This window comes from Sphingomonas aestuarii (assembly GCF_054457155.1).
The window spans coordinates 47,233-70,681 of record NZ_JBTKVV010000010.1 but is presented as its reverse complement, the minus strand read 5'-3'; the positions used below and the strand labels follow the sequence as shown (position 1 = coordinate 70,681).

The following is a 23,449-nucleotide window of genomic DNA, read 5'->3' as shown; positions in this document are numbered from 1 at the left end:
TGCAAAAAATCAATTCATACCACTCTCACGACCAACGCTGGAATAGGCGAACCCTACGCGCTTCATCTCATCCGCGTGATATATGTTGCGTAGGTCGACCAGCACCGGCTGCTCCATTTTCGCCTTCAAACGCGACAGGTCGAGTGCGCGGAACGCGTTCCATTCGGTGACGATTACCACCGCCGATGCACCCGCGGCGACGTCATAGGCGCTATCACAATAAGTGATGTCGGGCATCACCGCCTTGGCCGCTTCCATGCCTTCCGGGTCGTAACCGCGGATGACCGCGCCTGCGTCCTGCAATGCCTGGACGATAGCGATGGCGGGTGAATCGCGCATATCGTCGGTATTGGGTTTGAACGTCAGCCCGAGCACGCCTATGGTCTTGCCGCGTACGTCGCCGCCGACCGCCGCGATCACCTTGCGCGCCATCGCCCGCTTGCGCTTGTCGTTGACCGCAACCGTGGTCTCGATCAACCGGATCGGCGCGCCATTGTCCTCGGCGGTCTTGACTAGCGCGAGAGTGTCCTTGGGAAAACAGGATCCGCCATAGCCGGGTCCGGCGTGCAGGAATTTCGACCCGATCCGGTTGTCGAGCCCAATGCCGCGCGACACGTCCTGCACGTCGGCCCCGACCTTTTCGCACAGGTCCGCGATCTCGTTGATGAAGGTGATCTTCATCGCGAGGAACGCGTTGGCGGCATATTTGATCAACTCGCTGGTGCGACGGCGAGTGAACAAGAGCGGCGACTGGTTGAGGAACAGCGGACGGTACACCTCGGTCATCGGCCCGCGGGCGCGCTCGTCCTCGATGCCAACGACGATGCGGTCAGGACGCTTAAAGTCCTCGATCGCCGCGCCCTCGCGCAGGAATTCGGGGTTGGACGCGACGGCGAAATCCGCGTCCGGATTTTCCTCCGCAATAATCCGCTCGACCTCGTCGCCGGTGCCGACGGGCACGGTCGATTTGGTGACGACCACGGTAAAGCCCTTCAGCGCCGCGCCAATCTCGCGCGCAGCGGCATAGACGTAGGACAGGTCGGCATGGCCATCGCCGCGTCTCGCAGGCGTACCGACGCCGATGAACACCACTTCAGCCTCACCGACCGGCCCGGCCAGTTCGGTCGTGAACGACAGCCGCCCCGCCGCGACATTGCGCGCGACCAGCTCGTCCAGCCCCGGCTCGTAAATCGGAATGCCGCCCGCGTTCAGCTTGTCGACTTTGGTCGCATCCTTGTCGACGCACACCACGTCATGCCCGAAATCGGCAAAGCACGCGCCCGATACCAGGCCCACATAGCCCGAGCCGATCATCACGATACGCATGAGATTCCTTTGAAAAAAGAAAGTGAGCTAGTTGGTCAGGGAGAGAAAGGCAATGCAACCAAAGAAGATATAGTGATATCGATGAATGGTGTGAGTTATCGTAAATTATACGCATCATACCCAATTAGCCAATTGTATATGCAAAACAATACAAAATAAGACCTCGGTAAATAACCACATCATGACGTGGCTATGGCAAAGGTAGGCCCGAATTACTTCGATTTCATCAAAGCGTAATTGTGATTAAAAATATATCCCTATCGGAGACAGTTAGCCAAAACAAGCACGTCATATTGTGATCAAGCTAGTATGGCGAAGAGATATCAGACTATGTAGGGGCGGCATTTGTATCCGTAGATTGCAGAAAAGGATTAAATGGCTGCCTGGAGCCATTATGCTCCGGTTCGTCTCGATGCCGTTCGCACGACGCATCCTTGCCGCTAATCTGAGTGCGCTGCCTTCATTTAATTTAATGGCGGATGGTCGAATTTGGAGGGGGCGGCGAACCAAAGCGACATATTCGACTTCTTGCCCCATGCTCTTGTCATGGTTGGCGGGTCCTCCTTTAATAGCTACACTGATGCAAATGGGCTTTATGTGATCAGGGCCGCACGTTTGGAGATTATAATGCGTAACAGGATTGGCGTGATCGCCACGCTGATGGTGAGCGCAATTGCGGCGCCGGCGTGGGCGCAGGACGTGGGCGGGCTAACGGCCGATCCAACGCTGAACCAGTTGCCGCCCCCGCAATCGACCACCCCGCCCCCGCGGGCAGGCCAGATCGCCGAGAGTGCTGCTGGCCAGGCAGGGGTGCGTCAGACCCGTGCTCAGGTCGAGGGGGTCAATCCCATGGCTCGCATCAACAATCGCATTCAGAACCGCGTTCAGGCCCGTCTGCGCAACCGGATCGACCGCAATTACGATCCCCGGGCAAACGCTACCTCGCCATTCGAGGCCGCCGATCAAGCGACCGAACGCGCCGTCCAACCGCGATGATGGGCTTGCGGAGCGCCGATCTGACCCGGCGGTCTGACCAAACATCTGGTGCCTATTTAATATCCGAAAGCACGAATTTGGCGGCGGCGGTCCGCGAAAATCAGAAGCCCGATACCGTTACCTTCTCCAATCTTCGTGCTTTCGAGTAGAAATAGAACATGAGCCGCCCCCCCTCCCCTTCGCGTGCGAACCGGTCGCGGGCTGTCGCGCCTTCCGACCAAGGGAGCCTGTTCCGTCTCGATAGTCCGCTGCTGAGCGAGATCCGCGGCGAGCGCTCGCTGATGGCGTTTCCGTTCTTCGCGCTGTCCAAAAACGCCTGGATGAAGCCGCTCACCTATCAACGCGACGCCGTTTCGATCGAGGTGCGGCCGTCGGCGACCGGGGTGGCGACCATCTACGACAAGGAAGTCGTCCTCTATATTGCTAGCCTTATGGCCGCCAAGGTCGAGGCTGGGGAGCAGGTCGCCCAGGACTTCACCTTTACGGCACACGACCTGTTTCAGGTCACCGGTGCCAATCACTCCGCCCGGTCCTATGGGCGCCTCTCAGAGGCGCTGGAGCGGCTTCAAGGCACCCAGATCAAGACCAACATCGAAGCGGGCGGAGAAGGCGAGGAAGGGTTCTTCTCGTGGCTCTCAGAGGCCAGGCTTCACTATACCAAGACCCGCAAGGGTGAGCGGCGGCTGAAAGCGGTGCGGATCCGCATGTGCGACTGGCTGTTTCGAGCAATCCTGCTCGACCGCAACGTGCTCGATTATGCCAATGCCTATTTCCAGCTCGGGCCGATCGAACGCCGCATTTATGAAGTGGCACGCTCGAGCGGCGAAGATCGGCTTGATGTCGATCTCGCGGCCTTCCGCTTGCAAATCGGCTATCAGAACCCCCTTCCCAATTTCCGCGCTGCAATCCGGCAGATTGCGGCTGCCGATACGATCCCGGATTATCGGTTGGAACTGGTGGAAATTGCGGACCAACCGGCGGAAGGTACGGCCCCTGCCCCGCCACGCCGCGGGCGCCCGTCGATCCCGGCACGGGTGGTCATCACCAAGCGCCCTCCTGCCCTTGCCGAACCCATGACGATCGACATGGACAGTGCTTCGCCCACGTCACCGGCGCCGCGCTAAGCCCCCTGCTTCGCGCCATTGCTACTCGAAAGCACGAAGTTGCGCGGACATAGATATCCGAAAGCACGAATGCAGCGCGGTTTGATATCCGAAAGCACGAACTTTTTTCGGGTTTGATATCCAAAAGCACGAACCGCGGACGCTTCCGATGTTGGATTTTTGCTGCAACAATTGATGCCATTCGGCGGTGGGGCCGAATGCAAATCAATGGAGTGGCTGTGACCAGATAAAGGAAAGCCCGGCGGTGAAGGCCGGGCATCCCAAAGGTATGTGGAGCGACGTCGCCAAACGTCGTCCGAGATTAGCGTCTCATTCTCCATACGCCTGATCGAGCTTCGGTTCAAGGATGCGCGTTTCGCGCCACGGAATCTTTTTGCCTGCTGTCCCAGCCCCATCAGGGGATGGAAGATGGATTTTTATACCCTCGATCAGGCGGCAGCCATGGCGCTGGGATCGGTCAAGCGGAAGCGGCCTGCGCGGTCAGGCGCTTCTAATCGCACCGGGGCACCCGTGCTGCGGGGAAGCATTGAAGCCGGCACATTCGAAGACATGTTCTTTGCGGTCCCAGGGAAGGGCGAAACCGATCGCTTGCTTCGTCAGGCGCGCGCAGCCTTGGACACGGGGCGCAGATTGAAGCGTGCGGCGCGCAGCGAAGGACGGTCCCTAACCGCCGCTGAGCGGCCGATCGCCGCGCTGACCGCAGGTGCAGTGCGGGTGTATGAAACGCTGCTGACGCTCGCCAGGCTCAACCGGGGCCGTGTCTACCCGAGCTACGATTATCTGGCCGAGGCAACGGCACTTGGCCGCGCAACCATTGCGCGCGCACTCAGCCTGTTGGAAGCCGCGGGTTTCCTGATCAAACAACGCCGGTTCAAAAAGGTCGACGCTCAGGGACCGGGCCCTCGTTACCACCAGACATCGAACGCTTATCGGCCTGCAGAGCCACACGGCATTTCACGCTTCCTGCCCCGCTGGATGCGCCTTGCCCCCCTTCCCGACGATGTTGTCGTCCATGAGGCTGAGCGGATCGAAGCGCTGGGTCATATGCGCGCTGGGCTTAGCTGCCGCGAATTGGCCGAGCATATGGCAGATGGTGCTTTGGGAAAGATGCTCGCTCGTCTCGGAGCTTCACTGGACGGTCCTCAATGTGAGTCTCAAAACCGTCCGCAACCGCAATCGAAGTTTATTAGACAAGGATTAATTGAGATTGGCCTAGTCGGCCAACCGCGTTGCGCCTGACGGCGTGATGGAAGAACCGTCTCAAAAACCCCAAAAACCAATGCATGCCGCTTATGCGGGAGTGCCGGCCATGCCGGCACCTGCTCTCCAGTGAGAGCATGCGGTTTCGGTAGCGTGGAAAACGGACGATTATGAGGGCGGCTTGGTTTGATACTCGAAAGCACGAACTGTGAGAGCAAAGGAATGTGCTTTCGTCGTATTTTAGCGGAGCTTATATCGAACCAAATTTGGCACATGTCTGCTTCGCAAAAGCACGGACCGCCGGGCCGATATCCTCACGCTCGACCGCGACCGCCAGATTCGCTTGCAGTAACCCCGCCTTGTCGCCGCAGTCATAGCGGACGCCGTCGAACGTCACGCCGTGGAATGGCTGGTCGCCGATCATCCGCGCCATCGCGTCGGTCAGCTGGATTTCACCACCCGCACCCGCTTCCTGCGTCTCCAGCACGCGCATCACTTCGGGCTGAAGCACATAGCGTCCGATCACTGCGAGATTTGACGGCGCCGTACCCGCTTTCGGCTTTTCCACCAGTCCGCGCACTTCGGTCAGTGCGCCATCCCGGCTGCCCGGCGTGATCACGCCATATTTGTCGGTCTGATCGTCGGCCACTTCCTGCGCACAGATCAAATTGCCGCCGACCCGGTTATAGGCCTCGACCATCTGCTTCAGACATCCGGGTGCCCCCATCATGAAATCATCGGCCAGCAGGACGGCAAAGGGTTCGTCACCGACGATATGACGTGCGCACCAAACCGCATGCCCCAGCCCCATGGGCTCCTGCTGCCGGACATAGGCGATCTGACCCGGCTGCAAGCGGGTCGCATCGAGGATATCGAGCGATTTGCCGCGATCGGTCATCGTCGATTCAAGCTCGAAGGCGATGTCGAAATGATCCTCGATCGCTGATTTTCCGCGTCCGATGACGAAGATCATCTGTTCGATCCCCGCTTCCATCGCCTCTTCGACGGCATATTGGATCAGCGGGCGATCGACGATCGGCAACATCTCCTTGGGCATCGCCTTGGTTGCGGGCAAAAAGCGCGTCCCCAGGCCGCCCACGGGAAAGACGGCTTTGCGAAGCGGTTTGAACGACATGATTTCCCCCTGTTTCAATGACTTGTTGAGCCTAGATCGTAGCTCGCAATCTATTGTGGCAACGCGGTTGAGCAGGCGTACTTCACATAGCCGAGCATTGTTCGCGACACAGCGGTTGCTGACTACCGACATTTTCGGAAAAGCGAAGCGGGAGAAATTTGATTAAATGAAGCTTTTCTCGCATAAATCAGCCTGTTCGAATTCAAATTGGATCGGCTGAAACGCAATGAGTGCAATTGTCGGGGAGATCGGAAAGCTTGCTGATGCGGGCGAGCGCATGATCGAGCGGTTGAGACGTAACGCATTTTTGCCGGAAAGTCGCAAAGGCCTGAATGTGCGGATCGGCATTGCTGAGGCCGCGCAACTTTTGGGTTGTTCGACCAATCGGATACGGATGGCTGAGGAGGACGGGCGCCTGCCTCCGCCTCCTGCAGGCAATAATGGGCGACGTCAGGGTTATAGCGTCGATCAGCTTCTCCATATGCGCCAAGTCCTGAACGCCTCCCCTGCCCGCGCCTCCGATGACCCCCCGGCGATCATCGCCGTCCAGAATTTCAAAGGTGGTGTCGGGAAATCGACCGTCACGACGCATCTGGCGCACTATTTCGGGATCCAGGGATATCGCGTGCTGGTGGTCGACTGCGACAGCCAGGCAACGACGACGACGCTGTTTGGCTTCAATCCGCATTTCAACATCAAACGTGAAGAAACGCTCTACCCCTATCTGTCGATCGATCCGACCCAGGCCGATCTCCTATATGCGGTCAAACAGACACCCTGGCCCAATGTCGATCTGATCCCTTCCAACCTCGAGCTGTTCGATATCGAGTATGAGCTGGCGGCCGCGGGCAGCGATGGTGGATCGGTCCTATCGGCACGGTTCCGTAAACTAAAGCAGGGCTTGGCGGACCTCGCTCGGGATTACGATATCGTCCTTCTCGACCCACCGCCGGCATTGGGCACGATCAGCTTGGCGGTGATGCAGGCCGCCAACGCCCTGCTGGTGCCATTGGCAGCTACCACCCCGGACTTTTGTTCGACGGTCCAGTTCCTGTCGATGATGGACCAGGTCCTGCATCAGCTAAATGAAGCCGGCATCGAGGTGGATTATCAGTTCGTGCGGCTGATCTGCTCAAAGTTCGACGGCAATGATCCCAGTCACGCCATGGTCCGTGCAATCATGGAGCAAAGCTTCGGCCCTTCCCTCCTGACGATACCCATTCTGGAGTCTGCGGAAATCAGCCACGCGGCAATGCGGATGATGACGGTCTACGAACTGGAGCGGCCGATCGGCACCCCCAAGACCCACAAGCGCTGCCGGTCCAATCTGGATGAGGCGCTGGGACAGATTGAACAATTGGTGCGCCAAGGTTGGGGGCGGACACCAGTGCCCACTGACATCGCGCTCGCCCAAGCGCTGATTTGATACGAACGAAGAAGGCACGCACATGGCACGCAAACAAAGCGAATGGCTGAGCGATTTTTTGTCCGATGACGACGATGTTGCTGCCTCCCCTGCCCCGACACGGACAGAACGAGCTCGGGGCACGACCTTGCTTGGTCGCAGTAATGCGATTGCGCGAGTTACAAGCCGCGAGGTTACTCAGGTTACTGAGTTGCTGCTCGATCCTGATCGGGTGCGCGTTTGGCCCGGCAATGCGCGAAACTATGCGAATTTGTCCGAGACCAATTGTCGCGAACTCCTCGACTCTCTCATTGCTGAAGGAGGCCAGAAATTTCCTGCACTGGTCCGCAAGATCGAGGGCGATCCTGACCACGATTATGAGGTGGTCGCCGGTACGCGGCGACATTGGTCTATCTCCTGGCTGCGTCGCCACAGCTATCCCGAGATGCGATTCCTCGCCCAAGTCGCAAAGCTAGACGACGAAACAGCATTCAGATTGGCAGACATTGAGAACCGGGCGCGTGCGGACATCTCAGACTTTGAGCGGGCGTTAAATTACGCAGCAGCACTGAAGACCCATTACAACAACCATCTTAGCCGAATGGCAGAACGATTGAAGCTGTCGAAAGGATGGCTATCCAAGATGATCCGCGTTGCGGAGTTGCCGCAGGATGTCATTTCAGCCTTTGGAGATCCGTCAGACCTCCAGCTTAAGCCAGCCTACGCATTGGCGCAGATGATCGGTCAAGAGGATCTAGCACCAGCGATATTGGCTGAGGCCAAGAACCTCGCCGTGATCCAGCAGGAGCGACGTGACACCGGAAACCCACCCCTGCCTGCCAATCAAGTAATGAAGAGGCTGTTGTCGGCACCTACCGTCGCAACGCCTGTACCGGTATCAGAATTTCGCGACGAGAACGGCACGCTCATTCTGTCTGTTACGCCAAGCCCGCGGGGGGCGTTGACGATCAAAATCCAACCAAAGACCGGGTTAAGCCGCCGGAAAATCCTGGATTTCGTCAATCAGGCGCTGAAAAAGTCGCTTTAGTCATAAAGCTGACTGCTCTGTTTCCCCGGGGAAACAGGTCTGGAAGAGCAGCACGGCGGGGCTTTTCTATGCCATTTGAGCAATGGCTGAGACGGGTCGATGGATAGCCATAACTGCCAGTCTCAAGCTTGTTCCAATTTCTCGCGCGCGGCGATTACCTTCTTAACTTCTTGGCTGCGACCCCGCGGCAGAATCAGCACTTCGTCGCCGCTGGCCACTACGATTAGATCTTGCCCGCCAACGATGGAAATCTTCAATCCATCGCTGCGCACCAGGCAATTGCTGGTTCCTATCGTTAATACCGGCCCAGCGCAGGTGTTTCCGTCATCGTCCAGGTCACTGATTGCGTGAAGCGCATCCCAACTACCAAGGTCGCTCCATCCCATATCAACTGGAACGACGGCCACCCGATCAGCTTTTTCCATCACGGCATAATCAATTGAATCGGACGGCGAGGCTTCGAAAGCCTGCCGGTCTGGCAAGATATGGGTGCCCTCGCTCCGCGCGGCATTCATCGCAGTCTGCGCTGCATCGGCCATGGCGGATGCATGATGCCGCAGGACCGTAAGATATTGGTCCGCGCGAAACATGAAGATGCCGCCGTTCCACGCATGATCGCCGCTTGCGATCATCTCCCGCGCTTTCTCAATTGGCGGTTTCTCGACAAAGCGAAGCACTCGGTGAACGCCGGGAGCAAGCATTTCCCCAGACTGGATATAACCATAGCCAGTTTCAGGTTTGTCGGGGCGAATGCCAAATGTCGCCAGCCAACCATCGGCGACGAGCGGCAGAGCTGCCCTGATCGCCGCCTGAAATGCCTCTGGATCAGAAATGATCTGGTCCGACGGCATTACCAGCAAAACACTATTGTCGGCGCCTGCCGCGAATGCTGCCAGCGCAATTGCCGGCGCTGTGTTTCGCGCACATGGCTCTAGCAATAGCTGAGCATCGACGATTCCGATGGCTGATAATTGGGAATCGATCACATCGGCATGGCGGGCGTTGCCGACGACAATAGGTGCCGCAAAACGCGTCCGATCTGTGGTGCGCAACGCTGTCTGCTGAAGCATCGTCCGCTCCCCGGAAAGCGCCAGCATCTGTTTGGGCATTTCCGGTCGCGACATTGGCCACAAGCGCGTCCCTGATCCTCCGGAGAGAATGACGGGCTGGATGATAGGGTAGCTAGTCATTGAATGCTCCGGACAGATCGAGGTCGCTCTAACCACCGCCTCAACACAACACAATTGCCGAACTGGCAGTCGATGTTTCCCCGGGGAAACACGCAGCATTTTATGACATTGGGCATTCGGAAGTGTGGGTGTTTCCCCGGGGAAACATCCGCTGCATCCCTGAGAACTTTCCAATCCGAAAAGGAGTAAATCTCTATTTGGAAGGGAAAAAAACGTGGATTCATTCTATCATCGCTTGCCATCGACCAGCGAGCGTCTGGCGTCGCAGATCGAGCGGGATCCCAGATACCGTGTGCTGCGACCGCTGCCGCACCCGACAGATTTTTGGGCACATCCCATGCCTGCCGAAGGGCCATATCTAAGGATCGGTGTCGTCGATATCGAAACGACTGGATTGGATGCCAACCAGGATAAAGCGATCGAGATCGCGATCGTGACACTGGCTTTGAACGGGGAGGGCAACCTCGTTGACATCAGCTTGCCGACGACAATGGTTGAGGACCCCGGACATGCGCTGTCGCCCGAGATTGAGGCGTTAACGGGGATCGACGATAAGCTGCTGAAAGGCAAATCGTTCGACGAGCAACTGGTGCGGACGATCTTTGATCAGGTCGATGTGCTTGTCAGCCATCAGGCAGCTTTTGACCGCCCCTTTTTGATCAAGCGTTTTCCGTCACTGACACATCCCTGGGCCTGCAGCTTACGCGATATCGATTGGCGAGAGTTCGGATTGGAGGGCAGGGCGCTTGGCCACCTCGTGAGTTCGGCCGGTTTCCATATGCCCAACGCCCATCGCGCAGGTGACGACGCTTGGGCGCTCGCTTGCCTGCTTGCCAGAATTGCCAAGGATGGGCGAACCACTGCAGCGCATCTTATCGAGAAAGCCGAACGTCAAACCTTTCGGCTGTTCGCGTCCGGCGCTCCCTTCGAGATGCGCTCTATGCTGAAGCGCGCTGGGTATCGCTGGAACGCCGATCGCCGACAATGGTGGATCGAGGGCGACGATGAGCGAGTATCGAGCGAGCGCGTGTTCCTGGCCTCTTTGGGAAGCCAGGTATGTGCCGAGGTCGTGCCGATCGACTGGTATACCCGCTATGCCACTTAGCGGGCGAGAACCCCATGACGCGCTTCCCACCGAGCCCGTACCTTCTTCGTATATTCATTTGGGCCAAGAGCCTCAGCTTGCGCAAGGAATGTCGCGGCGGTGAGGAGGTGTCGGACGTTGCCGTTTCGGTCGTGGCGGTCGATCCATAGCGACGCCTTTTGGACGCAGATGATTTTCAGCGTGTCTTCGCTCAGCTCAGCCTCATCGGCACGATCCAGAATCCCGAATGCGTCGTCAATTTCGCCGTCATGTCGAAAGGACCTGGCAGCGGCGATTGCAATATCAGCCGGAACCCGCTCCTGCGTGTGGTCATAATGACTGAGCCAATATGCCAGAATTTGAGATCGGGCCTTGGTGTTTTTTGTCTGATCCGGTTTGGACAGGGATAGCGCAGACATTAGGCGGAGACGCGTATTGATGTCGGGAAGGACAGGGTTTTGAAGGTGATGCGCCAGAAGCGCGGACATTTCGTACCCCGGATCATATCCGATATCATGATCCCGAAGCACCTGAAGGTTCGATGCGAGCGATGGCACATCGGGCATGTCGCAGATCGCCGCGTAATGCGCGGCCATGGCATCCAGCAAAGATTCCGTAGGCGACACGAAACAACCGCGGATTGATCGCGCAAAGGGATGGCCGTTGCGGTCGATTTCAACCGACGTGTTGTCGCACTGCGCGGAAATAATGGCGAATTCGGTTTCGCTGCTGGTGATTAATTTGCTGCCGACCAAGGCCTGCGCCACCTCTTTCTTCGACGGCCCGAACAGTGCTTCGGCAATATCGGCGCCATCGACGTCATTCATCTGGAAATGGCCAGCGGTGTGAGCGTTCATAGGTCTCTCTGATGATTTGATGGAAAAGCCGAGATTTTCGAGAAGTGAAGAGCGGAGAGGATAACCAGCGCCCATAAGGTCGGACGGTAAAGAAGCCGTCGATTGGCCAGATGGAGGATCGCGCTTTGACGGTTCAAAACCACTTCGACCGGTCCGAACCCTGCGCGTTCCAGGTTTTGAATGGTCTCGGCATAAGAATTTTGGCTCATCCGGATGCTTCGGCGCGATGGATCATATCCGCCAAGGAATTGGCTGGAGAGCATCTGTTGATCGGCCGTAGGTAGCGCCATCAGTCCGTGAAGCAGCCGCTCGAGTTGATTTTGTTCTCGGACGCCAAAGCGGTGAGATTTTACCATCGGATTGTGAAATCTTGGTCGGTCCACACCGCCACGACCGCGTGTTCGGATCGATAATATGGCCTCGAGCGCCGTCAGCAACTCCTGACCTGCTGGTGTGCGAAACGCTCGTTGTCGCGAAGCACTGACCCGCTGCGCTTCGCTTGAGGCAAGCAACAGGGCCAGCATCGCTTTCAACGGCAGGGCCAGCATCGCTTTCAACGGCATCGTTGGATTATTCTCGGACTGCCGTGGTGGTCGGTCGAGAACAGGTGTGCCAACAGCCTTGATGATTTTGCGGTCGAGGAGAGGAGCAAGGATCACCGAGCCTCTCCTGCGTTGGCGTGTCCCGCAAGGACGGCCACGTTGCGGGATATTCTCCAATGCTGTCGCATCTGTGGGTTGGCGAAATCTTTGACGTCGACTTGCGCGTTCAGCTGCGTCAGGGCTCATGCCAAGCAGCATGCCTGCCAATGCGCCGGATACCCCCGCCTGGACTGCTGGTCTCGACGTATAGATGCAGGCGAGCCAATCGTGCAGATGCATGTAAGAGCGTAGCGTGGCGGCCTCGCCAGAATGTCCGAGAATGGCGCCAACGGCATGAACGGCGTTGACCCCATCGCGGCCCGAATGGCCCAACAAAGGGGATAGCCTACCACGCCGCACATGGGAAACGAGCGAGGGGTCGATCGCAGGTTGAAGCTGATCGTCGGGAACATCGATCGGCAATGCCAAAGTGGACAGCAGATAGGATCCGCAGCTGTGACGAAACATATGATAGTCAGATTTGGGATTGCCAGTTTCTTCCCTGAGCGCATGATTTAGCGTCCGCTTTACCCACGGCATGAGGTCGGAACCGTAATGCGGAAACAGGCGTCGGCGATTTTGCGGATCGGGATCGTCTCCGGGAAGACCGGCCGCTGCCGTTGCGCGGCGGTCGTGCCACCAATCGAGCAGTTCGCGTTGCTCGGCCTCTTCCAACAACAAATGAAGGGGCAGCAGGCGGCGACCCGCAGCTGATTTAAGTTTGCGATCGCTATTCGACCGAATGCAAAGTTCGATATGGTCGCCGATAATGTCCAGATCGGCGATTTGCAGGTTGGCGGCTTCGTTCCAGCGTAATCCTGCACGAAAACCCAAAATGACCAGCAAACGGGTCATGGCGCCGTTCATTGTATGCCGATCGAACCGCGCTAGCAGGCGGTCATATTCGTTTTTTGTGACGATATCGGCGGTAACGCCGCCCAAACTCCGAAGGCCGGGATGCTCCCAGATCAAAGCCAGATGTGGATGGGAACGGTTCATCCAATCGGTGAAACAATCAAGATCACTGGGGCGAATGGATGCTTTAGGTAATCGGACGGACGCGTTCAGGATTTCCAGATACTGTCGGCCCGTGTGCCGTCTCGGGTCTTCATTTCCGAATGCCTTCAACAGGAACGCAACCAGCGCGGCTGCGCGAGCAATGATGGTCGAGGGGGCAAGTCGCCGGTTGCGATGAATGGCATAGCGTTCAGGACACAGCCGGGTGGCCGCCCATCGCAGGACCAAGACTTCGACCGGCCGCAACTCTGAGTCCGCAGCACGCAGCTCGATCTGTTTTGACGAGCCTTTGCGCCGCGATAATGTGGCGGCTGAATTTTCGGGCAGCGCATCTTGCAAAATGTTCAAGACCCGGTTCGACGAGCCTTTCGCAGGCGATTTTCTCGGCTTGTCCAATGTGCACTTACGCAAAATAAGCGGCTCGGTGTTTCGGCCCAACAAAACTGCCCATCTTTCGGGGGCGATGCTAACGCAGGTGCCCGACGGTCCGATGGCATCGATGATGAAACTGGGCATGCGAAAGCGCCATTTCGCCGTTGCAGCCTGGGCCAGAATGTCTTCGATTTTCGCAAGATTTTCGTGTAACGGCGCAATGCGAAATGCGGCGGCCAGTGCCTCACCCGCATCGATGGTCTTGTCAGCGCGGTCGAGGCGCTCGTCCTGCCAATGACACAGCAGCAATTGAGTCATGGGATCCGCCACCCATCGACGCCGGTCGATCTTTATGGAGCGGTCATTTCGAAGCGTGCCGACATCAAGGTCGACCCAAGCCCGACCGGCGACTGGCAAGCGCGGCAGTTCGCAACGGTGGTTTAGCTGCTCGAGCGGTTTTTGTGACGGGTTCTGATACCTTCTTTGCCCTGGCGTCTTGCGTTTGGTGCCGCTGCTGGGTTTCGGGTGGCTTGATCCTATCGGGTGGAAACGGGATGCCGAATCCGTGGCATCGATCATTATCCCACGGGATCGCAACATCCATTGGCGCCATGATCGCTGGTCGATCAGCGCGCCGAACAGGATGGCGCTGGCCAAAACAAGCCCCTCCCGCTCCAGCATGCTGATCGGCACACCATCGACCAAAGCGCTTTCCAGTCTTTGGATCAGGACCCGTTCAAATTGTTCGGCATGCGTTGCCTGATGCAGGAGATCGGCGGTCATGCCGCTGGATGACCGTGCAAGCTGATGGTCGCGGACAAAGCCGCGGTGGGACATGTCCATCAAAGGCCCCTCAAGGGCTTCCATCCAGCCCTTTGAATCAACGGATCAAGGTGCAAGATGAGCTCACGCCGATAGGCGAGAGGATCGAGGCCCGATTTTTCTCCCCAAGGCTCTTCACCCGCAAGCCAATGGCCCAGCAAGGCATTGAGTGCTTCGCTCGACAATTTTCCACGCAACTGGGTTCGAAGGAAATGGCGTCCGGCATTGGCTCGAGAATATCCAAGCGCGTCCCGCACAACCGACCGGATGATGCGCGGCGTAAGTCGTGTCTGTGCATGCGACGGCTCGATCAAGAACGGGATGGGATCAGCCGCAATCGCAATCTTTGATCGTAAGATTTCCAGATGGGCTTCGTAATGCGCCAACTGTTCCCGCAAGGCTGTCGGCATCCATAGAAGCCGCGATTTGAAATTGTCGGCCAGCGGCTTATCGTCGATGATCAGAAACCCGGTAACGGGGTCGATGGCGCGCGATGATGGGATCAGCCGCGCGGCTGGACGAAACCCGGCTGCAAACAGGCTCATCAGACAGGTGTGCAAGGTTATGGCGTTATGGGTTTCGACCCAGTCGCGACGTTTGTGCCGGGCCGGTCGCTGAAGCGGCGCAGCAAGGCGGGAAGTCAGCTTATGCAGCTGATCCATTGAAGGGGCATAGCGGCTTCCCAGGTCAAGCGGGGGCAGGGGGCTACTGGTCGGTATCGTATCAAACCCGACCAACGCCTGCGTCAACTGCGCGTGGATTTCGGCCGTTTCCATATGGGTATAATGGATCGCGGTTTGGGCGATCGGCGGAACATGGCCGGTGATCATGGCGGCAACCGCAACGTCGCCCTTTTCCTGTGATGCTATCCGGTAAAATAGCCAATTCTGCAGCTCTGAAAGCGAAGCCGATATGCCGGCCCGGCGGCCTGCCGCTCTCAAATTCATGTTTGGATTGGTTAAACTCAGGGCACTCGCCAGAAACGGCTGTTCGGGTGTGAGCATGCATCGTTCGATCAGACGACGTGTTCGATCGGTGCAGGGCAGGGGGACGAGCGCGGGCCGGGATATGGTTTGAACCGGTATGTTGGGATCCGGCAGCTGGGCGCTGCTCGGCTCTCCCGGTGGAAGCCACCAGGTCCAGTGTTCGCCCATGACCAGCGCGGGTTCCGTTGGGATGGTATCCGAAGCTGATAGTCGAACCCTGGCCAATGCCTGAGCATGACGACCGGTTGTCAGGACCGATGACAACAGGGCTGCTCCACCCAGTTCGTTCCGCCGAGGTTCGGTTCGGAGCTGCTCATCCAGATAGTTGGATAGCCGTAGCGCTGCGCCAGGGGACAGACAGGTGCCGGCATAGGGAAGCAGTTGGTTCTGACGCGAATAGGCCCTCGACCAACCTGCGATCATCTGCCGGCGGGTCTGCTGTGTCGCCTGCAACAGATAATCGGAATAGCCGATCAGGCGTGCTGACGAATATCCGCCCAAATCTGAGATATCGTGCGAGCCCACAGCCGCGCACTGTCGGCATGACCCTGTAATATTACGTTAAATTGGAGCCACTCCAAGGACTGATCCAGTCCAGATCATCGCAATAGCAAGGGGGTAGTGCCCCTTAATTGGGAGGGGAAAAGCTTCCGCTGATGTGCGGATCAAGGAGTAAGAAATGTTTACGGAAGACGGCAAGCAACAGATTAAGGCTTATGCAGCAGCGATGCAGTTCATCGCAGACCCGCACCGGGCATTGCTGGCCAATAGCCAGCCTTGCGTCGAGGTCGTTGCGGGGGAGGCTATTCCGCTTCTTCAGCTCGCTGACCTGGCTGCATCGGCAAATGCCAGCGACGCAGACGTCATTTATCTGGAATTCGAACCTGGTTTTGAGGCTGAGGGGCCGCGAAGCATTCATGTCGCGTCCGTGCAGAAAGGCGTCACGCACATCAAAACGGATTGTGCGCCTTGGGCGAGCCCAAGTGGCGAAATGTTTCTGATCTGTCAGCAGGGCAAGGGTATGGTGAGCTTCCATCCAGATGGCATGGACTACCGTCCAGGGCGACCCAAAACGTCGATCGCAAAAGGTGAAGTTCGCGGTCGCGCCAAGTTCAAGGCGCGAGCGCAATCAATCCTGGCTTCGATTGCTGAATCAGCGGGTTTGGATCCAAATTCTCGAATTGCTGCGTGACCTTCCGGGGAGGCGTCTGCTGCACAGTGGGCGCCTCTTCGCTTAATCGTCTGTCTTTGCCGAGCGCATGTGCAAGCGGCTTTTTCCAACGACCTGATCTCTGGTGATGAATCAGAGATTTGATGATTATGATTTTTAGGACTTTGCTCGACCTGCCCATAGCTCTTCCAAATGATAGGCTGCTTGATTTTTCTGATCTAAACGCCATATGTCGTTTCTAGAACGACGTGAGACGTATCATGACACGGGCGGTAACCAAAGCAGACGAAACAGGTATGGAGAAGATTGTCTCCTTGCTTGGCGGCGCATCGATATTGGAAGATCCGTTTGCAACGCCGCTTGAAGCGCATGCGAGCATCGAGAAAGGATTTCCCAGCAAATCACTTGTGGCTTTCGTTCGCACCTTTCCGATGATGGGTCGGGAAGACACGATCGACAAAGTGATGGGCGTCAGTCTCCGTACCTTTCAACGGCATAAAAAGGCAGGTGCAAAAATCCGGCTAAGTCGCGAGCAGAGCGGTAAGCTTTATAGGGCTGCCGAAATTCTCGCAAAGGCCGTGGATATCTTCGGCTCTCAAAAAGCTGCCGAACGGTTTCTCGAGGAGCCCGCTATGGCGCTTGATCGTCAGCGTCCCATCGATCTGCTCTCAACGCCCGCGGGTGCTGAACTCGTTGAACAGCACCTCACACGGATCGATTTCGGCGTTTATACATGATCCCGCTCCCCGGTGCTTTGGGAGGCACTGAGCTTGTTGGCTGGCGGCTCGATCGTGCCAAACATGCGCCTACATGGGATAGCGGTGAAGGTGCGTTTCTCGTTGGCGGTCGGTGGAACAACGCAGGTGTGCGGGCTGTCTATGCAGCCCTTGATCCAGCAACATCCGTTCTGGAGGTGGCGGTTCACAAAGGCTTCGATGTCCTCGACACCGATCCACATATCTTGACGTGGTTTCGGATCGAAACTTCCGCAGACATCCACATTATCGATCCCAAAGATGTGCCTAACCCGAACTGGCTTGTTCCTGGTCTATCGGGGGCGGGGCAAAAAAGTTTTGGTGACGAAATGCTGGCCAAGCACGAGTTCGTTGTCATCCCAAGCGTCGTTTCAAGTCACAGTTGGAACGTGATCTTCGATCCTATCAAGACGAAAAGTGCCTTCTCCCTGATCGGGCAGGAGCCGTTTGCTCTCGATCCTCGCCTGAATCCGGCGGCCTAGTCCCATCTCATTTGCTGGAACGTGATGGGGCGCGACTGCGGCATATCTCCCATTCCCTTAGCCATTCGCCATGGTCGATTTTGAGGTCATGTCAGCATCCACAGCGCCATTCGTTCGAATAGCTTGTTGCCCTAGCAAGCGCCTCATCGGTTGATCGGCTTTCGATCCCGCGCGTGGATGGTCGGGTGCTTTCCCACCGCCCTGATCTTTGGTGGTGAGGGTGAGATTTGATGATGATTGATGATAATTTTTCGATTTCGCTGGACACTCATCGCCATTCTTAACGTCTCTTAATTCGGACAAGCCAAGTTGGTGGTCAAACCGCCATGCGCCGTCATCCCGGGGTTCAGGCCCAGATTATGTGACGAAATGTTCGCCTGCACAGAGCAGTGCTGAAGCCAAGCCGAACTCAGAAAAATATCCTCGGAAGCATGTCGCTCCGGGATCAAGCCGCCGCTTCTTGCGGCAACCAACGGAAGGAAAAACCAATGCCAACCCTCTATGAAGATCGACCTTTTAACCTGCGCTATTCGGTACTCGAACATGCCGGCCGATATCGGCCCGAACTGCTCCGGACGTTTCGAACTGCCCAAGCAAATTGGCTGTATATCAATCGGCAAAAGGGTGCGGGCCTTTACGGCCCCTTGCCGGATTGGTCACAGCGTAACGACTTGATTGCGACTGGACGCTGCGGGCCGAAGCGTAGCATCGATCCTGCCCTTGCCGGGGTGAAGCTGTGGCTGGATGCCGATTTGCAAGCGCAACGATATCGTCCTTCTGAGCCGGTATGCGCTCATGCTGTGGGCTCGTTACCGATGGGGCTGAACCGTGATGCCTGGATCGATCTAATTACTGGCTTTTGCGAAGATTATCTCACCCCGACTGGGATGATCGTCGATTGGGCAATCCATGCTCGTGACGAAGACGGGGTTGCTCCAGCAATTGCGCCCCACGCCCACCTTCTGATCACCACGAGGGTCTATAACCGTCAGCATGCCGAATTTGGCCGGCTAAGGCAGACCTGGCTTCGGACGGAAGTTGCCCGCAAGCGATTGGGCGAACGCTGGTGGAACCACACGGGCCTTTACCCGCAAAGCTACCGGATGGCCGCATAAATTCGGAGGCGAAACAAAACTACGGCGTAGCGGTTCAAGAACGATGACCGCCATATCAAAGCCAGGGCTGCAGCAATCTTCGCTGACAATCGCAGCGCCACTTGTGTTCGCTATCCTGCAGATCCTGACACCGGTGTTGCCGCAACTTGGCATCGGCGAGCCGATTGGGGATCGTTCGGACATGGTGCGGAGCCTGGTGACCCCGGCGGGTTGGGCCTTTTCCATTTGGGGACCACTCTATGCCGGATCCTTGGTGTTTGCGGTTTACCAGGCGCTACCATCTCAGCGCGACAACGGCCTGCTTGCAAACATTCGGATGCCTGCCACCAGCGCCTTTCTCGGCAATGCTCTATGGGCGCTCTACACCCAGTCCTATGGGTTGAGTGCGATCTCGGTGCTCATCATCGTGGGCACGCTGGTGTCCCTGCTGGTCGTCGTGCGTCGGTTCATGCAGTGGGATAGGCCTTTCACGTCCGGCGAGCGCTGGTGCGCGGTCCTGCCGCTTAGCGCACTGGCCAGCTGGCTGACCGCGGCCACGATCGTCAACATCACTGCCGCACTCAAATTTCACGGGGTAGAAGGCGACGAGGCAACGCCGATCATTGCGGCAGTAATCATCGTGGTGGGCGGCGTGATTGCTGGGGCGGCATTGTTCAGGATTGGAGGCAATCCCTTTTATGCGATCGTCTTCCTATGGGCCTTGGTCGCAATCTACAGCTCGGGTGGCCAAGAGGCTCAATCGGTCGCACTGGCCACCGGCATATCGGCAGTGATGGTGATTACTGCGACGATAATGGGATTGCGCGCTGGCGGTGCTAGGCGATGGTTTGGACATCGTGAATGATCTAAATATGCAGGCGGCGCTCAGTTGCAGCACGTGAGAAGCTTTCAGAGCCAGCGAGAGACTGAGTTCGGGCGACCCACGTTTGATTGAGGTGATGCTCTGGCGGGACACTCCGAGAAGTTCGGCAAGGCCAACGCTTCGTTAACCATCTGAATTTACCTCGGTAATCGCTTTGTTTTTGAAGCGGCCCCTGGGGGAAACAATGAATACGATGAAGTTTGCTGTCGCGCTCGCGGCAACTGTTTTTGCTATGCCTGCACTTGCTCAGCAAGGCCCGCGCGCAGAAGTCAGGGTTGGCTACGACCGTCCAGTATTGGTGGTCGAATACCGCGATGGCACCGATGATTTTCGCGAATCCGCTGGCGTTGACGGCTTCGCCTATGGCGGTGAAATTGGCTACGACATGGTAGCAGGCCAGACGATGTTCGGTGCTTATGCTGGCATTGAGGGCTCAACAGCACGCGAATGCAACGAACTCACAGAGTTGGACGAATTCTGCATCCGGTCGGGTCGCAACATCGCGGTCGGCGGTCGCGTAGGCTACATCTATACGCCGGGCTCGGCCCTGTACGCCAAAGGCGGCTACAGCAACGGACGCATTCGGGCGACTTATGAGGACTTCGAAGGCATTCTCGACAGCGAAGACGAAGGCGAAAACCTCGATGGCTTCCATCTTGGCGCGGGGTTCGAGACTGACATTCGGGCGGGCAGCTATCTGAAGCTCGAATACGTCTACACCAATTACAGCGGTGCGGAATTGATTGTGGACACGTCGCGTCTTGAGCTGGGCCTGGAACGTCACCAGGTTTTGGCGGGCTTCGGCTTCCGGTTCTAACTCGGGTGGGGGGTGGTCTAAGGGTCGCGGACCGCCCCCGATCCATTATCATCAAAGCGCTGCGCCATTATGACGAGGAAATCAGAGATCGTCCAAGGCTGGCTTCAATAGCTTGAGACGCTCGTTTAGCGCGCGTGAGATGCTGTCGTGCACTGCGTTCGAGAAATCGTCTGGCATTTGTTCACGCGCGCGTGCCGGGGCGCTTGATGCTGCATCTAATATTTCAGCGATGGCTTTCTTGATTGGGATAGGCCCCAGACCCGCTTCTTTGCCTGTTTCAACAAAATTCCGTCCGGCAATGTTCAGTATCTGATATTTGCGCGATCGGCCAACGGACATCGCCAGCTTGTAGCGATTGTTTGGGATTTGTCTTTTGTCGAAAGCAGGCTGCGCCGACAGCACGTCGTAGAACGGGGTGAGTTCGAACCCGCCGCCGGGCCGCAGGAAGACGCTGAAGTTCTTGCCATGCCCATCCGTGGCGCCAATTAGCCAGAATAGGATCTGGCTTTTGAAAAAATCGAGTTGGTCCTTGCTTGGCTCGTCGCTGCCGCGCAGCAGTTTCAGGATATCAAGGGCGCTGGGGCCGTTCTGATGGCCCTCGATGGTCGATTGGTATTTGCGGCTCGGCGGAATACCAAGCGCTTGGCAGCAATCTTCTTGTGGCAAACGTAGCAATCGACCGTCGCTGACGTGCTGGCGGTCGAACCGCTCAACGACGAGGACGCGGCGCTTCCCGAACGTCGTAATGGCCGTCGATGCGACCTTGAGTCCGAACGACTCCAGAAGCTTCAGGCAATAATGCTCGTTATCGACGCTGTCGGTCATGTCGATCACCCCTGTCGAGGTGGGTATCTGGCCCAGTTGCGGCTTCAGAATGTGCGTGGTCGGGGTGGTGCCGGTCGGTCGCAGCCATTTATGTTCGTCCTGAAGCAGGGCCGTTTTTTCCTGCGCGCCAGCAACCGAAATGCGGAATTCATGTTCGGGATCGATCCCCAATGGGACACCGCCAAGGTTGGCGAGCAGACGCTCGATCTCCTCATCGCTGATCGGCTCTCCCGTAAGTGCCGTCCGCTCCGCCTCGATCTCTTCCGGCAGGAACTGCATCGCCCCAACACAGTCGCGGCCGATCTGCTCTAACAGGCTGTAGGCGTCGGTTCCTTGGGCACCGGTGCGCTCGGCCACCCGGCGGCGGATATCTGGGTTGTCGGGCAGCAGATTGTCGAACACGGCGACAACGGGCGCGCCCTGGTAGGCCGTGGTGCGCAGGGGCAGGGACAGCGAGATCGCGAAGCGATGCTCCCATTCGAGCCATTTGTCGTCATATTGGAAGCGGGTCGCGCCGCTTGCCTCGCGTGCGAGCAGGCCCGCGATACGACCGTTGATCAACACTTTAAGGGGCGCGTGAGTCTTGCGGCGCACCAAGATCAGAAAATCTCGTCCAGTTTCACACTGGATTTGCGCCGTGGAGCCAGTTCAAGGTCGAGATGCAATGCAGCAAGCAGCGAAAAGATTGTGTCGATCTTTGCGCCGGGGCTGCCATTCTCGATACTCGAGATGGTTTTCTGATAGGTGCCGATGAGGTTAGCCAAATCTTTCTGCGACATTGATTGCTGCACGCGCGCCTGCTGGATAAGCGCGCCCAGTTGCTTCGGCGATCGGATCACCTGATCCATAGCTTTTTCCACTCTATCCCACACAGGTTATAATCTAATTATATACCATAAAAGGTATAATGGATAAGTAAACCCTGCAAGGTATATCGGGAATATATACCCTGAGAGGTATATTTGGTAGCTATGGGTAAACCGTATATTGGACGTTGAGCACCTATTCTCCGCTCCCCAGCAGGTCTCATAGGTCGACCTGTCGTTCACACGCCCGGCGAATGCAGAGCACTTTCGCGTCGTAGCCCTTAGATCGTCTTAAGCGGCATCCCTCAATGCATAGCCAACCCCGATTCGCTTCACGGCCGAACGCCGCCGGGTGAGTAATTGGCTGACATAGCGACGTGCGGTAGCTTCGTCGGGGAAACAGCGGATCAGGGTGCGACCGACACAACCACATCGTCCCCAGCGCGTCTCCACCAACAACGCCCCGAACAGATCGCGATAGGCAACGACGCTCCAGCGACGATGCACACCGCGCGGACCGTCGATCGCGGTCATTTCTAACGGGGCGTAGGGCAGGGGGGCCATTGTGAGAGACTATCTCGCGCGGGCGCGACTGTCTTACGGATCGATTGAATCAGTGAGGTCAGATTGATTCAGTCGCTCGATCACAAACGCTAGCGTGTTTCCCCGGGGAAACACGCGATGCTTTCATGTTCGTGACGACAGCGTTCAGTTTGGGACATTCGCGGCGTGCTATGGGTTTGCACATGAAGATGAGAACCGCTGTCATCGCCTCCACAGTCGCTGCGTCCGCATTGGGTTCGATCGTGATCGCTGCCGTACCGCTCGCCCAGCAATGGGAGATCGGGCCGATCATTCGCGGCAAAAACTACTCGGTGGGAATGCCGCTTCAGCCCGTGGCCACGCCGACAGGCTGGTATTTCGATTTCCCCCATAAGAGCAGGGCCGACGGCCACGTCCACTACGTCACCTTCACGCCCGGTTCGCTGGCGGGAAAGTCGCAGATCGTGGTGCGGTACAAGGTGACAGCGGCGCAAGGCACGCGTTTCGTTCCCCAGGAGCACCCAGAGCTACCAGGGACCGTGTCGTTGTTCTTCCAGCGCCGTGGCGACACCTGGAGCGCCAAGGGCCGCTATGAGCATTACCGCTGGTATGCCCCCAACCATGCGGTGCAAAACATCGCACCCGGCGTCCATGAGATGACGGTGAGCCTGCGCGACCCGGAATGGATTTCGGTATTTGGCAAGAATCCATCCGAACACCCTGCCGCCTACGCCGCGGCGCTCCGGGATACCGATCGGCTCGGACTGGTATTTGGATCGACCGCAGCGCGGGGGCACGGGGTATTTGCGACAGCCCCCGCCAGGTTCGAACTGCTGAGTTTTGCGATCAAATAAGCGTATCAGGAAAAGG

General features: G+C 57.5%; 23 protein-coding genes and 1 pseudogene. 13 read left to right on the top strand and 11 right to left on the bottom strand.

What is annotated here, in order from left to right; translation table 11 throughout:
* Nucleotides 1–9: 9 nt before the first annotated feature.
* Nucleotides 10–1,326 carry a UDP-glucose dehydrogenase family protein gene (locus tag ACX0GZ_RS14170; RefSeq protein WP_458817402.1) on the bottom strand — a complete coding sequence of 439 codons (1,317 nt, stop codon included), beginning with the start codon at nt 1,324–1,326 and terminating at the stop codon, nt 10–12.
* 627 nt (nt 1,327–1,953) lie between these two features.
* Here ACX0GZ_RS14170 and ACX0GZ_RS14165 point away from each other — a divergent pair.
* From ACX0GZ_RS14165 to ACX0GZ_RS14155, 3 genes are all read left to right on the top strand, one after another.
* The gene (locus ACX0GZ_RS14165) at nt 1,954–2,322 is read left to right on the top strand and encodes a hypothetical protein (RefSeq protein ID WP_458817401.1); all 369 of its coding nucleotides are present in this window, start codon (nt 1,954–1,956) and stop codon (nt 2,320–2,322) included.
* Between the two features lie 158 nt (nt 2,323–2,480).
* Nucleotides 2,481–3,446, top strand: coding sequence for a replication initiator protein A (locus ACX0GZ_RS14160; protein WP_458817400.1), 966 nt, complete (start codon nt 2,481–2,483; stop codon nt 3,444–3,446).
* Nucleotides 3,447–3,854: 408 nt separating this feature from the next.
* Nucleotides 3,855–4,685, top strand: coding sequence for a helix-turn-helix domain-containing protein (locus ACX0GZ_RS14155; protein WP_458817399.1), 831 nt, complete (start codon nt 3,855–3,857; stop codon nt 4,683–4,685).
* Nucleotides 4,686–4,896: 211 nt separating this feature from the next.
* On the opposite strand, the gene galU is transcribed toward ACX0GZ_RS14155, so the two are convergent.
* Nucleotides 4,897–5,781 (bottom strand): UTP--glucose-1-phosphate uridylyltransferase GalU, encoded by an 885-nt coding sequence (gene galU, locus ACX0GZ_RS14150; RefSeq protein WP_458817398.1) that lies wholly within the window; start codon nt 5,779–5,781, stop codon nt 4,897–4,899.
* A 226-nt stretch (nt 5,782–6,007) separates the two neighbouring features.
* On the opposite strand from galU, the gene ACX0GZ_RS14145 reads away from it, so the two are divergent.
* A complete protein-coding gene (locus tag ACX0GZ_RS14145) occupies nt 6,008–7,207 on the top strand; it encodes an AAA family ATPase (RefSeq protein ID WP_458817397.1) in 1,200 nt (399 codons plus the stop codon).
* 22 nt (nt 7,208–7,229) lie between these two features.
* Complete coding sequence (locus ACX0GZ_RS14140; protein WP_458817396.1) at nt 7,230–8,234, top strand: ParB/RepB/Spo0J family partition protein; 1,005 nt, start codon at nt 7,230–7,232, stop codon at nt 8,232–8,234.
* Nucleotides 8,235–8,356: 122 nt separating this feature from the next.
* Here the strand turns inward: ACX0GZ_RS14140 and ACX0GZ_RS14135 are convergent, their stop codons facing one another.
* Nucleotides 8,357–9,424: a mannose-1-phosphate guanylyltransferase/mannose-6-phosphate isomerase gene (locus tag ACX0GZ_RS14135; RefSeq protein WP_458817395.1), complete on the bottom strand. Its 1,068-nt coding sequence runs from the start codon at nt 9,422–9,424 to the stop codon at nt 8,357–8,359.
* Between the two features lie 214 nt (nt 9,425–9,638).
* Between ACX0GZ_RS14135 and ACX0GZ_RS14130 the strand changes: the two genes are divergently transcribed.
* The gene (locus tag ACX0GZ_RS14130; RefSeq protein WP_458817394.1) at nt 9,639–10,529 is read left to right on the top strand and encodes a 3'-5' exonuclease; all 891 of its coding nucleotides are present in this window, start codon (nt 9,639–9,641) and stop codon (nt 10,527–10,529) included.
* Here the strand turns inward: ACX0GZ_RS14130 and ACX0GZ_RS14125 are convergent.
* Genes ACX0GZ_RS14125 through ACX0GZ_RS14115 form a run of 3 tightly spaced genes read right to left on the bottom strand, consistent with a single transcriptional unit; the run spans nt 10,526 to nt 15,704 of the window.
* Nucleotides 10,526–11,365: a hypothetical protein gene (locus tag ACX0GZ_RS14125; protein ID WP_458817393.1), complete on the bottom strand. Its 840-nt coding sequence runs from the start codon at nt 11,363–11,365 to the stop codon at nt 10,526–10,528. The genes ACX0GZ_RS14130 and ACX0GZ_RS14125 overlap by 4 nt on opposite strands.
* Nucleotides 11,362–14,178: a site-specific integrase gene (locus ACX0GZ_RS14120; protein WP_458817392.1), complete on the bottom strand. Its 2,817-nt coding sequence runs from the start codon at nt 14,176–14,178 to the stop codon at nt 11,362–11,364. Before ACX0GZ_RS14120 ends, ACX0GZ_RS14125 begins: the two co-directional genes overlap by 4 nt.
* A gap of 59 nt (nt 14,179–14,237) precedes the next feature.
* Nucleotides 14,238–15,704 carry a hypothetical protein gene (locus ACX0GZ_RS14115; protein ID WP_458817391.1) on the bottom strand — a complete coding sequence of 489 codons (1,467 nt, stop codon included), beginning with the start codon at nt 15,702–15,704 and terminating at the stop codon, nt 14,238–14,240.
* A gap of 178 nt (nt 15,705–15,882) precedes the next feature.
* Here ACX0GZ_RS14115 and ACX0GZ_RS14110 point away from each other — a divergent pair, with 178 nt between their 5' ends.
* The 3 genes from ACX0GZ_RS14110 to ACX0GZ_RS14100 all read left to right on the top strand — a co-directional run bounded on the left by ACX0GZ_RS14110 (nt 15,883) and on the right by ACX0GZ_RS14100 (nt 17,611).
* Entirely contained in the window at nt 15,883–16,395 is a 513-nt protein-coding gene (locus ACX0GZ_RS14110; RefSeq protein WP_458817390.1) for a hypothetical protein, read from the top strand.
* 239 nt (nt 16,396–16,634) lie between these two features.
* Complete coding sequence (gene parS, locus ACX0GZ_RS14105; RefSeq protein ID WP_458817389.1) at nt 16,635–17,111, top strand: type II RES/Xre toxin-antitoxin system antitoxin; 477 nt, start codon at nt 16,635–16,637, stop codon at nt 17,109–17,111.
* Complete coding sequence (locus ACX0GZ_RS14100) at nt 17,108–17,611, top strand: RES family NAD+ phosphorylase (protein WP_458817388.1); 504 nt, start codon at nt 17,108–17,110, stop codon at nt 17,609–17,611. The genes parS and ACX0GZ_RS14100 overlap by 4 nt, the downstream gene beginning before the upstream one ends.
* Nucleotides 17,612–17,668: 57 nt before the next feature.
* Here the strand turns inward: ACX0GZ_RS14100 and ACX0GZ_RS14095 are convergent, their stop codons facing one another.
* Nucleotides 17,669–17,914 (bottom strand): hypothetical protein, encoded by a 246-nt coding sequence (locus ACX0GZ_RS14095; protein ID WP_458817386.1) that lies wholly within the window; start codon nt 17,912–17,914, stop codon nt 17,669–17,671.
* A gap of 185 nt (nt 17,915–18,099) precedes the next feature.
* On the opposite strand from ACX0GZ_RS14095, the gene ACX0GZ_RS14090 reads away from it, so the two are divergent.
* Nucleotides 18,100–18,726 (top strand): MobA/MobL family protein, encoded by a 627-nt coding sequence (locus tag ACX0GZ_RS14090; RefSeq protein ID WP_458817384.1) that lies wholly within the window; start codon nt 18,100–18,102, stop codon nt 18,724–18,726.
* A gap of 43 nt (nt 18,727–18,769) precedes the next feature.
* Complete coding sequence (locus ACX0GZ_RS14085) at nt 18,770–19,570, top strand: hypothetical protein (protein WP_458817383.1); 801 nt, start codon at nt 18,770–18,772, stop codon at nt 19,568–19,570.
* A gap of 30 nt (nt 19,571–19,600) precedes the next feature.
* Here the strand turns inward: ACX0GZ_RS14085 and ACX0GZ_RS14080 are convergent.
* Nucleotides 19,601–19,687, bottom strand: a pseudogene (locus tag ACX0GZ_RS14080) (hypothetical protein); the annotation flags it as partial.
* A gap of 94 nt (nt 19,688–19,781) precedes the next feature.
* Between ACX0GZ_RS14080 and ACX0GZ_RS14075 the strand changes: the two are divergent.
* On the top strand, nt 19,782–20,405 hold the full coding sequence (locus ACX0GZ_RS14075; protein WP_458817382.1) for an outer membrane protein: 624 nt from the start codon (nt 19,782–19,784) through the stop codon (nt 20,403–20,405).
* A gap of 81 nt (nt 20,406–20,486) precedes the next feature.
* On the opposite strand, the gene ACX0GZ_RS14070 is transcribed toward ACX0GZ_RS14075, so the two are convergent.
* From ACX0GZ_RS14070 to ACX0GZ_RS14060, 3 genes are all read right to left on the bottom strand, one after another.
* Nucleotides 20,487–21,824 carry a type II toxin-antitoxin system HipA family toxin gene (locus ACX0GZ_RS14070; protein WP_458817381.1) on the bottom strand — a complete coding sequence of 446 codons (1,338 nt, stop codon included), beginning with the start codon at nt 21,822–21,824 and terminating at the stop codon, nt 20,487–20,489.
* 5 nt (nt 21,825–21,829) lie between these two features.
* A complete protein-coding gene (locus tag ACX0GZ_RS14065) occupies nt 21,830–22,078 on the bottom strand; it encodes a helix-turn-helix transcriptional regulator (RefSeq protein WP_458817379.1) in 249 nt (82 codons plus the stop codon).
* A gap of 249 nt (nt 22,079–22,327) precedes the next feature.
* On the bottom strand, nt 22,328–22,570 hold the full coding sequence (locus tag ACX0GZ_RS14060; RefSeq protein ID WP_458817378.1) for a WGR domain-containing protein: 243 nt from the start codon (nt 22,568–22,570) through the stop codon (nt 22,328–22,330).
* A gap of 155 nt (nt 22,571–22,725) precedes the next feature.
* Here ACX0GZ_RS14060 and ACX0GZ_RS14055 point away from each other — a divergent pair, with 155 nt between their 5' ends.
* Nucleotides 22,726–23,433 (top strand): hypothetical protein, encoded by a 708-nt coding sequence (locus ACX0GZ_RS14055; RefSeq protein ID WP_458817376.1) that lies wholly within the window; start codon nt 22,726–22,728, stop codon nt 23,431–23,433.
* Nucleotides 23,434–23,449 lie beyond the last annotated feature (16 nt).

What these genes read in the sequence shown, in the direction of transcription:
- ACX0GZ_RS14170 (WP_458817402.1), bottom strand. Translation starts at nt 1,326, where the DNA reads ATGCGTATCGTGATGATCGGCTCGGGCTATGTGGGCCTGGTATCGGGC.
- ACX0GZ_RS14165 (WP_458817401.1), top strand. Translation starts at nt 1,954, where the DNA reads ATGCGTAACAGGATTGGCGTGATCGCCACGCTGATGGTGAGCGCAATT.
- ACX0GZ_RS14160 (WP_458817400.1), top strand. Translation starts at nt 2,481, where the DNA reads ATGAGCCGCCCCCCCTCCCCTTCGCGTGCGAACCGGTCGCGGGCTGTC.
- ACX0GZ_RS14155 (WP_458817399.1), top strand. Translation starts at nt 3,855, where the DNA reads ATGGATTTTTATACCCTCGATCAGGCGGCAGCCATGGCGCTGGGATCG.
- galU (WP_458817398.1), bottom strand. Translation starts at nt 5,781, where the DNA reads ATGTCGTTCAAACCGCTTCGCAAAGCCGTCTTTCCCGTGGGCGGCCTG.
- ACX0GZ_RS14145 (WP_458817397.1), top strand. Translation starts at nt 6,008, where the DNA reads ATGAGTGCAATTGTCGGGGAGATCGGAAAGCTTGCTGATGCGGGCGAG.
- ACX0GZ_RS14140 (WP_458817396.1), top strand. Translation starts at nt 7,230, where the DNA reads ATGGCACGCAAACAAAGCGAATGGCTGAGCGATTTTTTGTCCGATGAC.
- ACX0GZ_RS14135 (WP_458817395.1), bottom strand. Translation starts at nt 9,424, where the DNA reads ATGACTAGCTACCCTATCATCCAGCCCGTCATTCTCTCCGGAGGATCA.
- ACX0GZ_RS14125 (WP_458817393.1), bottom strand. Translation starts at nt 11,365, where the DNA reads ATGAACGCTCACACCGCTGGCCATTTCCAGATGAATGACGTCGATGGC.
- ACX0GZ_RS14120 (WP_458817392.1), bottom strand. Translation starts at nt 14,178, where the DNA reads ATGACCGCCGATCTCCTGCATCAGGCAACGCATGCCGAACAATTTGAA.
- ACX0GZ_RS14110 (WP_458817390.1), top strand. Translation starts at nt 15,883, where the DNA reads ATGTTTACGGAAGACGGCAAGCAACAGATTAAGGCTTATGCAGCAGCG.
- parS (WP_458817389.1), top strand. Translation starts at nt 16,635, where the DNA reads ATGACACGGGCGGTAACCAAAGCAGACGAAACAGGTATGGAGAAGATT.
- ACX0GZ_RS14100 (WP_458817388.1), top strand. Translation starts at nt 17,108, where the DNA reads ATGATCCCGCTCCCCGGTGCTTTGGGAGGCACTGAGCTTGTTGGCTGG.
- ACX0GZ_RS14090 (WP_458817384.1), top strand. Translation starts at nt 18,100, where the DNA reads ATGCCAACCCTCTATGAAGATCGACCTTTTAACCTGCGCTATTCGGTA.
- ACX0GZ_RS14085 (WP_458817383.1), top strand. Translation starts at nt 18,770, where the DNA reads ATGACCGCCATATCAAAGCCAGGGCTGCAGCAATCTTCGCTGACAATC.
- ACX0GZ_RS14075 (WP_458817382.1), top strand. Translation starts at nt 19,782, where the DNA reads ATGAAGTTTGCTGTCGCGCTCGCGGCAACTGTTTTTGCTATGCCTGCA.
- ACX0GZ_RS14065 (WP_458817379.1), bottom strand. Translation starts at nt 22,078, where the DNA reads ATGGATCAGGTGATCCGATCGCCGAAGCAACTGGGCGCGCTTATCCAG.
- ACX0GZ_RS14060 (WP_458817378.1), bottom strand. Translation starts at nt 22,570, where the DNA reads ATGACCGCGATCGACGGTCCGCGCGGTGTGCATCGTCGCTGGAGCGTC.
- ACX0GZ_RS14055 (WP_458817376.1), top strand. Translation starts at nt 22,726, where the DNA reads ATGTTCGTGACGACAGCGTTCAGTTTGGGACATTCGCGGCGTGCTATG.